The sequence below is a fragment of the Caldovatus sediminis genome (genome assembly GCF_014644455.1).
In the GTDB taxonomy this organism is placed as follows: Bacteria; Pseudomonadota; Alphaproteobacteria; order Acetobacterales; family Acetobacteraceae; genus Caldovatus; species Caldovatus sediminis.
On the sequence record NZ_BMKS01000021.1, the window covers coordinates 41,699 to 49,927 of the forward strand.

Annotated in this window: 12 protein-coding genes; 8 read left to right on the top strand and 4 right to left on the bottom strand. The window is 77.6% G+C overall.

Going from position 1 to position 8,229, the window contains the following annotated elements:
- Positions 1 to 4: 4 nt before the first annotated feature.
- Positions 5 to 226, bottom strand: coding sequence for a hypothetical protein (locus tag IEX99_RS20610; protein WP_188903817.1), 222 nt, complete (start codon positions 224 to 226; stop codon positions 5 to 7).
- An 89-nt stretch (positions 227 to 315) separates the two neighbouring features.
- Between IEX99_RS20610 and IEX99_RS20615 the strand changes: the two genes are divergently transcribed.
- The 3 genes from IEX99_RS20615 (at position 316) to IEX99_RS20625 (ending at position 1,707) form a co-directional block, all read left to right on the top strand.
- Positions 316 to 717, top strand: coding sequence for a hypothetical protein (locus tag IEX99_RS20615; RefSeq protein WP_188903819.1), 402 nt, complete (start codon positions 316 to 318; stop codon positions 715 to 717).
- Positions 714 to 1,172: a cell wall hydrolase gene (locus IEX99_RS20620; protein WP_188903821.1), complete on the top strand. Its 459-nt coding sequence runs from the start codon at positions 714 to 716 to the stop codon at positions 1,170 to 1,172. Before IEX99_RS20615 ends, IEX99_RS20620 begins: the two co-directional genes overlap by 4 nt.
- A gap of 235 nt (positions 1,173 to 1,407) precedes the next feature.
- The gene (locus IEX99_RS20625) at positions 1,408 to 1,707 is read left to right on the top strand and encodes a hypothetical protein (RefSeq protein WP_188903823.1); all 300 of its coding nucleotides are present in this window, start codon (positions 1,408 to 1,410) and stop codon (positions 1,705 to 1,707) included.
- A 185-nt stretch (positions 1,708 to 1,892) separates the two neighbouring features.
- Here the strand turns inward: IEX99_RS20625 and IEX99_RS20630 are convergent, their stop codons facing one another.
- On the bottom strand, positions 1,893 to 2,771 hold the full coding sequence (locus IEX99_RS20630; protein WP_229678185.1) for a DMT family transporter: 879 nt from the start codon (positions 2,769 to 2,771) through the stop codon (positions 1,893 to 1,895).
- A gap of 137 nt (positions 2,772 to 2,908) precedes the next feature.
- On the opposite strand from IEX99_RS20630, the gene IEX99_RS20635 reads away from it, so the two are divergent.
- Positions 2,909 to 3,961, top strand: a complete 1,053-nt coding sequence (locus IEX99_RS20635) for a quinone-dependent dihydroorotate dehydrogenase (RefSeq protein ID WP_188903825.1) — start codon at positions 2,909 to 2,911, stop codon at positions 3,959 to 3,961.
- Positions 3,962 to 3,969: 8 nt separating this feature from the next.
- Positions 3,970 to 4,833, top strand: coding sequence for a TIGR01459 family HAD-type hydrolase (locus IEX99_RS20640; RefSeq protein WP_188903827.1), 864 nt, complete (start codon positions 3,970 to 3,972; stop codon positions 4,831 to 4,833).
- A gap of 24 nt (positions 4,834 to 4,857) precedes the next feature.
- On the opposite strand, the gene IEX99_RS20645 is transcribed toward IEX99_RS20640, so the two are convergent.
- Complete coding sequence (locus tag IEX99_RS20645; protein WP_188903829.1) at positions 4,858 to 5,604, bottom strand: helix-turn-helix transcriptional regulator; 747 nt, start codon at positions 5,602 to 5,604, stop codon at positions 4,858 to 4,860.
- A gap of 141 nt (positions 5,605 to 5,745) precedes the next feature.
- Here IEX99_RS20645 and IEX99_RS20650 point away from each other — a divergent pair, with 141 nt between their 5' ends.
- Positions 5,746 to 6,495 carry a hypothetical protein gene (locus IEX99_RS20650; protein WP_188903831.1) on the top strand — a complete coding sequence of 250 codons (750 nt, stop codon included), beginning with the start codon at positions 5,746 to 5,748 and terminating at the stop codon, positions 6,493 to 6,495.
- A 57-nt stretch (positions 6,496 to 6,552) separates the two neighbouring features.
- Here the strand turns inward: IEX99_RS20650 and IEX99_RS20655 are convergent, their stop codons facing one another.
- Positions 6,553 to 7,149, bottom strand: coding sequence for a YqgE/AlgH family protein (locus IEX99_RS20655; RefSeq protein WP_229678186.1), 597 nt, complete (start codon positions 7,147 to 7,149; stop codon positions 6,553 to 6,555).
- 194 nt (positions 7,150 to 7,343) lie between these two features.
- On the opposite strand from IEX99_RS20655, the gene IEX99_RS20660 reads away from it, so the two are divergent.
- The gene (locus tag IEX99_RS20660) at positions 7,344 to 7,826 is read left to right on the top strand and encodes a peroxiredoxin (protein WP_188903833.1); all 483 of its coding nucleotides are present in this window, start codon (positions 7,344 to 7,346) and stop codon (positions 7,824 to 7,826) included.
- 66 nt (positions 7,827 to 7,892) lie between these two features.
- A complete protein-coding gene (locus IEX99_RS20665) occupies positions 7,893 to 8,180 on the top strand; it encodes a hypothetical protein (protein WP_188903835.1) in 288 nt (95 codons plus the stop codon).
- Positions 8,181 to 8,229 lie beyond the last annotated feature (49 nt).

Genomic DNA, 8,229 nt, shown 5'->3' on the forward strand with positions numbered 1-8,229 from the left:
CGCGCTACCCCGCCCGCTTCAGCACCTCGCTCGCATGCCGCGCCACGCCCGCCGGCGTGATCTCGTAGCGCCCGTCCGCCTCGCGCCGCCGCGCGAGGCCCATGCCCGCCAGCCGCTCCAGGCAGGGCCCGTCCTTGAGCCCCGGCGGCCGCCCGAGCTCGCCGACCAGCGTCAGCCGGTGCAGCGCGGAGCGGCAGCAGGTCTCCAGGTAGGGCTCGTTCCACATCGCTCGCGTCGCGTCCAGCAGAGAGGGGGGCGATCGCCCGCCCGCAAGGTGATCGGCCCCGCCCGCCCCCGCAAGAAGGCAAGCCCCGCATGACCCCCATCCAGATCGAGCCGACCTGGTGGATCTCGGTGATCGAGATCCCGGTCGTCGCCGCCCTGTTCCACATGCTGCACGGCCTGCGCCGCGACCTGCACGCGCGCATCGACCGCGCCGACGAGCGCGACTCGGAGGCGCTCGGCCGCACCCGCGAGGACCTCGCCGCCTTCAAGCTCGAGGTCGCGCGCACCTACGTCCCGCTCTCGCTGGTGCGCGAGATCGACCGCCGCCTCTCGCAGCAGCTCCTGCGCATCGAGTCGAAGCTCGAGGAGGTCTCGCGCGCCACCACCGCCGCCGCGGCCGCGCTCGACGCCGCGCAGAAGGCGACGGCCGCAGGGGGCCACCGCGCCGCGGGGGCCCGCCTCGGCGGCGCGGCGGGGGAGGAGGAGGCATGAGCGCCGCCCCGCGCCGGGAGGGCCGCGACCGCGCCGCGGCGACGGAGATCCTCGCCCGCACCCTGCTCGGCGAGGCCGCCGGCCGCCCCGTGCGGGCCGTCGAGGCGGTGGCGGCGGTGGTGATGAACCGCGTGCGCCTCGCCGCCGCCCCGGGCGGCCCGTCGCACCGGGGCCGGGGCATCGCCGGCGTCTGCCGCGCGCCCTTGCGGTTCCCCTGCGGGACGTCGCGCCATCGGCGCCGCACCGCGATGCCCGACGCGCCCGAGGGCGATGCGGCCCTCGCCCTCTGCCGCCGCGTCGCCGCCCGCGCCGTGGCCGGCGCCCTGCCCGACCCCACCGGCGGCGCGACGCGCTACCACGACGCCGCGACGCTGCCGCGCTGGGCGATCGGCGCGGTGCCGGTGGCGGAGATCGGCGGCCTGGTCTTCTACCGGCTCGACGACGCCGGCCGCTGAGCGCCGCCCGGCGGTGCGCCGGGGTCCCCCCTGGCCTCCCTTTCGCGTGAGCAGCGCCTTTTTCACGGAAATCCTTAACGACGGTGCAATGGTCGGCGCAGCGGCGGTGCCGCATCCTCGCCGCACGACCTGAAGCGCATGGGACGTCGGAGGGAGGGCGGTTTCCGGCGGCGGTGGGCGGCGTCGCGGGCCGGGCCGGCCTCGGGGCCCGATCGCTGCACGGAGGACATGGCCGATGACCGCGACGCCTGCGACCGCATGGCCCGGATCCCTGGTCCGGCGATGCGACTCCCCTTCGCGCGCGCGCCGTGCGCGCGCCGGCCGCGCGCAGCGGCTCGCCGGCACGATCCTGCGGGCCTTCCACCAGGCCTGCGACCAGGGCGAGCACGAGGTGGCCTCGGCCCTGCTGCGCACGGCCGAGGCCGCCATCCTCCGCGGCGGCGGCACGACGGCCCCCGGCCAGCGGCACGACATCAAGGCGCTGATCGCCGCGCATGAGCGGCTCTGGCTGCTGCGCCGGAACGCGCGCGGCTGAGGCGCGGCCCCCCGGCCGCGGACCGGCGCCTGCCGCGGCACCGGCGAGGACCGCCGCAAGGGCCCCCGCGCGGCGCCCCGCGAGCGCGGCGAGGCGCCCTGCGGGCCGGGACGACCCCTGGCCCGCCGCCGCGCATGCCGTCGCGCTCCGCCCGGCGCGGGCGGACGGCGCCGGGTCTTCCCGCGTCAGCGCCCGCGCGGCCCGGCCCGCAGCCGCCGCATCGCCCGCTCGCTCATCAGGCAGGCGAACACCACCACCGCGCCGCCGAGGACCGTCGTCGCCCGCGGCCACACCTCCCAGATCGCGAGGTCGAGCAGCAGCGACACCGGCAGCCCGACGAAATTGAACGGCGCCAGCCGCGCCGCGTCGGCGTGGCGGAACGCCGCCGCCGTGCACACCACCGCCGCCCCCGCGAACAGCCCGTTCGCCGCCAGCATCGCCGCGTCGCGCGGGCCGGGCGTGGTCCAGTCGAGCGCCGCCAGCGGCCCGTACAGCGCGATCCCGAGCAGCGTCGGCCAGAGCAGCACCCGCGCCGCGCCGCTCTCGCCGCGCAGCCGGCGGTTCACCGTCATCGTGGTGGCGTAGGAGAAGGTCGCGCAGAGCGCGAAGGCGTAGCCCGCCGCCGAGAAGCTCGCGCCCTCCTCGAGCAGCCGCGGCGCCACCGCCAGCGCCACGCCCGCGAAGGCCACCGCGCTCCACGCCCAGGCGATGCGCGGCACCGGCTCGCGCAGCACCAGGGCGGCGAGGGCGAGCACCCAGAACGGCGCGGTGAAGAACACCAGGTAGCCCTCCGCCAGGCTCAGCCGGCGGAAGGCGAGGAAGAACGCCCCGGCGGAGACCATCATCGCCGCGGCGCGGATCAGGTGCAGCCAGGGATGGCGCGTCCCGAGCTCGCCGCCGGCCCCGCGCCAGGCCGCGCGCGCGGCGAGGAAGGCGAGCACCAGCACGGCGTAGCGCAGGAACACGACCTGGCCGAGCCCGTACTGCCCGGAGAGCAGCTTGCTGTTCGCGTCCAGCAGCCCGAACAGCGCGATCCCCGCGACCAGGAGCGCCGGTCCCCGCACGCGCGATGTTCCCTCCCGGCCCGGCGGTCGTCGGCCGGCCGCCGCCCTCCTTCTCGCCGCCGCGCCGCCGGGCGTCAACGCGCCGCGGCGCGCGGGCCTTTCCAGCGCCGCGCCGGTCGGGCATTCAGGCCGCCGACATGACCCCCCGCCTCGCCTCCGCCCTCATGCCGCTGCTGCGCGGCATGGACCCCGAACGCGCGCACGATCTCGCCCTGCTCGCGCTGCGGGCCGGCCTCGTCGGCGCCGATCCGGCGGAGGACGACCCGATCCTGGCGACCCAGGCCTTCGGCCTCTCCTTCCGCAACCCGGTCGGCCTCGCCGCCGGCTTCGACAAGGACGCGGTGGCGGTGCTGCCGCTGATGCGCCTCGGCTTCGGCTTCGTCGAGGCCGGCACCGTCACGCCGCGGCCGCAGCCCGGCAACCCGCGCCCGCGCCTGTTCCGCCTCGCCGAGGACCGGGCGGTGATCAACCGCATGGGCTTCAACAACGGCGGCCTCGACGCCTTCCTCGCCCGCCTCGCCGCCCTGCCGCGCCCGCTGCCCGCCCCGCTCGGCGTCAACATCGGCATCAACAAGGAGGGGGCGGAGCCGGAGCGCGACTATCCGGCCGCCTACGCCGCCGTCACGCCCTATGCCGACTACGTGACGGTCAACGTCTCCTCCCCCAACACGCCGGGGCTGCGCGACCTGCAGGGCGAGGAGCGGCTGGCCGCGATCCTCGACGCCATCGCCGCCGCCCCCGCGCCGCGCCGCCCGCCGGTGCTCGTCAAGATCGCCCCCGACCTCGCCGGGGACGCCCTCGGCCCGCTGGTCGAGACCTGCGTCGCGCGCGGCGTCGCCGGGCTGATCGTCTCCAACACCACCGTCACGCGGCCGGCGACGCTGCGCTCGCGCCACCGCGGCGAGGCGGGCGGCCTCTCCGGCGCGCCGCTCTTCGCGCTCTCGACCGCGGTGCTGCGCAGCGTCCATCGCCTGGCGCGCGGGCGGCTCGTCCTGATCGGCGTCGGCGGCGTCGCCTCGGGCGCGGACGCGCTGGCCAAGATCAGGGCCGGCGCGTCGCTGGTGCAGCTCTACACCGCCCTCGCCTACGAGGGGCCGGCGCTGATCCGCCGGATCAAGGACGACCTCGCCGCCCTGCTGCGGCGCGAGGGCTTCGCGCGCCTCTCCGAGGCGGTGGGAACGGACGCCTGAGCACACGCATGGACATCCTCGACGGAATCGCCCCCCTCGCGCCGCGCTACGACGGCTTCGTGCTCGACCTCTGGGGCGTGGTGCACGACGGGCGCCGCCCCTATCCCGGCGTCGTCGAGGCGCTCGCGCGGCTGCGCGAGGCGGGCAAGCGCGTCGCCTTCCTCTCCAACGCCCCGCGCCGCGCCCGGGTGGTGGAGAGGCAGCTCGCCGGCATGGGCATCGCCAGGGGCGCGCACTACGACGGCGTGATCACCTCGGGCGAGCTGGTCTGGCGGCACCTCGCGCGGCGCGAGGACCCGTTCTTCGCCCGCCTCGGCCGCCGCGTCTTCCACATCGGGCCGGAGCGCGACCACTCGGTGATCGAGGGCCTCGACCTCGCCTTCGCGGACAGCCCGGCGCGGGCGGATTGGGTGCTCAACACCGGCCCCGACCCGCGGCGCGGGCCGAAGAGCGTCGCGCCCTACGAGGAGACGCTCGCCGCCTGCGCCGGCCTCGGCCTGCCGATGGTCTGCGCCAATCCGGACCTCGCCGTGATGGTCGCCGGCGAGCGGCTGATCTGCGCCGGCGCCCTCGCCGCGCGCTACCGCGAGATGGGCGGCGCGGTGGCGGAGATCGGCAAGCCCGACCCCGCGGTCTATGCGCCGGTGCTCGACCTGCTCGGCGTGCGGCGGCGCGAGCGCGTGCTGGCGATCGGCGATTCGCCGCACACCGACCTCGCCGGCGCGCAGGCGGCGGGGCTCGACGCGGTCTGGGCCCTCACCGGCCTCGCCGCCGACGCGCATGGCGAGGACCCGGGCCCGGAGCCGCTGCGCAAGGCGCTCGCGGAGCACGCGGTGCGGCCGCTGGCGGCGGTGCGCGGCCTGCGCTGGTGAGGCGGCGGCCCCGGCGCCGCCGCGTCAGGGCGCGAGCAGCCCGAGGGACAGCGCCTTCGCCAGCGCCTGCTCCCGCGTCGCGGCGCCGAGCTTGCGGCGGGCGCGGGCGAGGTGCAGCGCGACGGTCGCGGTGGCGATCCCGAGCCGCTCGGCGATGCGGTCGTTGCGCAGCCCGGCGGCGAGCCAGAGCAGGCACTCGCGCTCGCGCGGGCTGAGGCGGCGCTGCGCCGCGGCGGCCGCGGGGTCCTCGGCCAGCTCGAGGATGCGCTGCGCGGCCGCGTGCGCGGCGAGCACGGCGACGCGCTCGTGGGCGCCGCGCCAAGCGGCGAAGGCCGCGCCGTGCAGCCGGGTCAGCAGGGTGAAGCCGCCCTGCGCCGCCCCCGGCGCCGGCCGCAGCGGCACCGCGAGGCCGCAGCCGATGCCGGCGATCGCGGCCGCCTCGGCGCACATCCGCGCCCATGCCCGGTCGCCGAGCGCCAGGGCGAACTCCTCGCCGACCGGGAAGGGCGCGACGGCGTGCGCGCAGCGCCGCCGCGCCGCGTCGGTCCCGGAGAAGCCGCTCGCCTCGTAGTGCGCCGTCCAGGAGGGCGGCAGGGTGGTCAGCCGCAGCCGGGCCGGCGCGCCGGGCGGCGACCAGGCGGGCGGGGCGTAGGCATGGTGGCACCAGGCGACGCCGATCGCGGCGAAGCCGGCGACCGCCTCCGACCAGGCGGCCTCGATGCTGCGCGCGGCGGCCAGCCGGTCGAGCAGTGCGAGCAGGGAAGGGTCCATGCGCCGGCTCCGCGGCCGGGACGGAAGCATACCGGAATTCCCCAGCTTCCGGGCGAGCCGGGATCGCGCTCCGCTGGGTGTGACCCGGATGCGGGCGGCGGCGGGCCGGCCCGGCCGGCCGCGGAGCGGACAGGCCCCCCGATGCGCGGACATCGCCGCCCCGGCATCGCGACCGCGCGGTCCCTGCGCCTCCCTGGCGGGCGGGCGATCGGCGCCGCGCTGCTCGTCCTCGCGGTCGGTGGCGCCGCGGCGCCCTCGGCTGCCGGGTTCCGCGCCCCGCCGCATGATACCCTGCCGGTCTGGTTCGAGGCGGCGCCGGCGCCGGCGGGGCCGTCGGCCCCGGCGCCGCTGCGCATGGCACCCCTCGCCGTTCCACCACGATGGGCGCTGGGCGATGCGGTCGCCGTCCTGCTCGGCGGCGCCGGATGCGATGCCGGCGGGGTGCGCGACCGGCTGATCGCCGCGCTGCTGGCCGAGGAAACGGGGGTGCTGGAACTCGACGCCGCCCCGGCCGCCGCGGGGCATGCGGCGCCGCTGGTCACGCTGTTCGGCGCCCTGCGGGCGCTGCGGCGGGACGCGGGCGCCGGGCCGGTCGTGCTCGCCATCGGATGCGGCGCGGCGGCCGACGCCGCCCTGGCGGCGGCGGACGAGTCGGTCGCCGCCTCCCATCTCGGCGCGGAGGGGCCGCGCTTCGTCGCCGCGATCGCGATCGGGGCGGGGACGACGCGCTTCGCCGCCGGCACGCCGCCGCCGCCCGCGGAGCGGTGGCCGGAGCGGGTTCCGCTGCTGTGCGCCGCGGTGGCGGCGGTGACCGGCGACGCAACCGGCGGCCGCTGCGCCGCTTCCCTGCTCGCCCGTGACGCGACGACGACCGCCACCGGGCAGCGATGAGGCTCCGGGCCCGCCCGGCGGCGGTGACGGTGCCCCGCCCCGCGCGGCCCGCCCCGCTCAGGCGCGGCCGGCGGTGCTCGACAGCAGCAGCGGGTCTATCCTGAGCTTGGCCAGCGCGTCGCGCCACTTGCGCTCGTCGTCCTCGCCGAACAGCAGCGCCTCGTCCGGCGGCACGGAGAGCCAGGCGTTGCGCTGGATCTCCTCCTCCAGCTGGCCCGGGCCCCAGCCCGCGTAGCCGAGGGCGAGGATGCCCCGCCGCGGCCCGCCGCCGCCGGCGATGGCCTTGAGGATGTCCACGCTCGCGGTCAGCGCGACCTCGCCGCTGACCGGCAGGCTGCCCTCGGTGGACCAGTCGGTGGTGTGCAGCACGAAGCCGCGCCCGCCCTCCACCGGCCCGCCGGCGAACAGGCGGATGCGCCGCTGCGGCGGCACCGGGTCGAGGTTGAGCTGGCGCAGCAGGTCGTCGAAGGAGAGGCCGTCCAGCGGCTTGTTCACCACGATGCCCATCGCGCCCTCGGCGGAATGGGCGCAGAGGCAGATCACCGAGTGCGCGAAGCGCGGATCCTGCATCCCGGGCATGGCGATGAGCAGCTGGCCGGCGAGGTAGCCTCCCTCGCCCAGGGAGTCCGAGGCGGGCATCGCGCGTCTGGCCATGGCTGCCTCAACATGGCGGCGCGGCCGCGGCGGTGCAACCCGGCGGCGCCACCGTTGCGGGAGCGGCGGCCGCCCCCATGACAGCGCGGCCGGCAGACGCTACACGGACAGTGCCCAAGCGGCGCGGTCGGGCAATCGGACCCGGACCTCCAGTCACGCAGTCACGCCCGGTCAGGAACGGAGAGGGAGCATCCATGGCGATCAAGGTCGGCGACACCATCCCTTCGGTGAAGGTGATGCAGGCGACGGCGGAGGGGCCTCGCGAGGTCTCGACCGACGAGATCTTCAAGGGCAGGACCGTGGTGCTGTTCGGCGTGCCGGGGGCGTTCACGCCCACCTGTTCGGCCAAGCACCTGCCGGGCTTCGTGCAGCAGGCCGACGCGATCCGGGCGAAGGGCGTGGACACCATCGTCTGCATGGCGGTGAACGACGCCTTCGTGATGGGCGCCTGGGCCAAGGACCAGGGCGTGGGCGACAAGGTGACGATGCTGGCCGACGGCTCGGCCGCCTTCACCAAGGCGCTGGGGCTGGAGATGGACCTGACGCCGCGCGGCCTCGGCGTGCGCTGCCAGCGCTTCGCCCTCGTCGCGAAGGACGGCAAGGTGACGCACCTCGCCGTCGAGGCGCCGGGCGCCTTCGAGGTGTCGAAGGCCGAGGCGATCCTCGAGAAGCTGTGATGCGCGTCCGCCCCCCGGCGGCGCGTTGACGCCGCCGATGGGGGCGGTTCCGCGAGGAGAGGCCCGATGCGGCACCCGGCCGGGTTCGCCTGGTTCGCCTGGCAGAGCGGCTGGGTGTTCGCGCTGCGCGGCGCGCGGCTCTGGGCCCGGCCGGCCGAGGCGGCGGCGAGCCTCACGGCGATGGCGATCGAGAAGCAGCGCGCCGCCGCCGAAGGATGGGTCGCGGCGAGCCGCGCCGCGCTGCGCGGCGCCGACGCCGGCGCGGTGGCGGCGGCGCGGGGCGCCGCCCTCCTCGACGCCGCGGCGGACGCGCCCGGCACGGCGCTGCGCGCGTTCCTCGCGGAGGCGGCCTAGCAACCTGTCGGCTTTGCGTCTGCGGTCTGCGCATGGGGCGGTGGTGTCT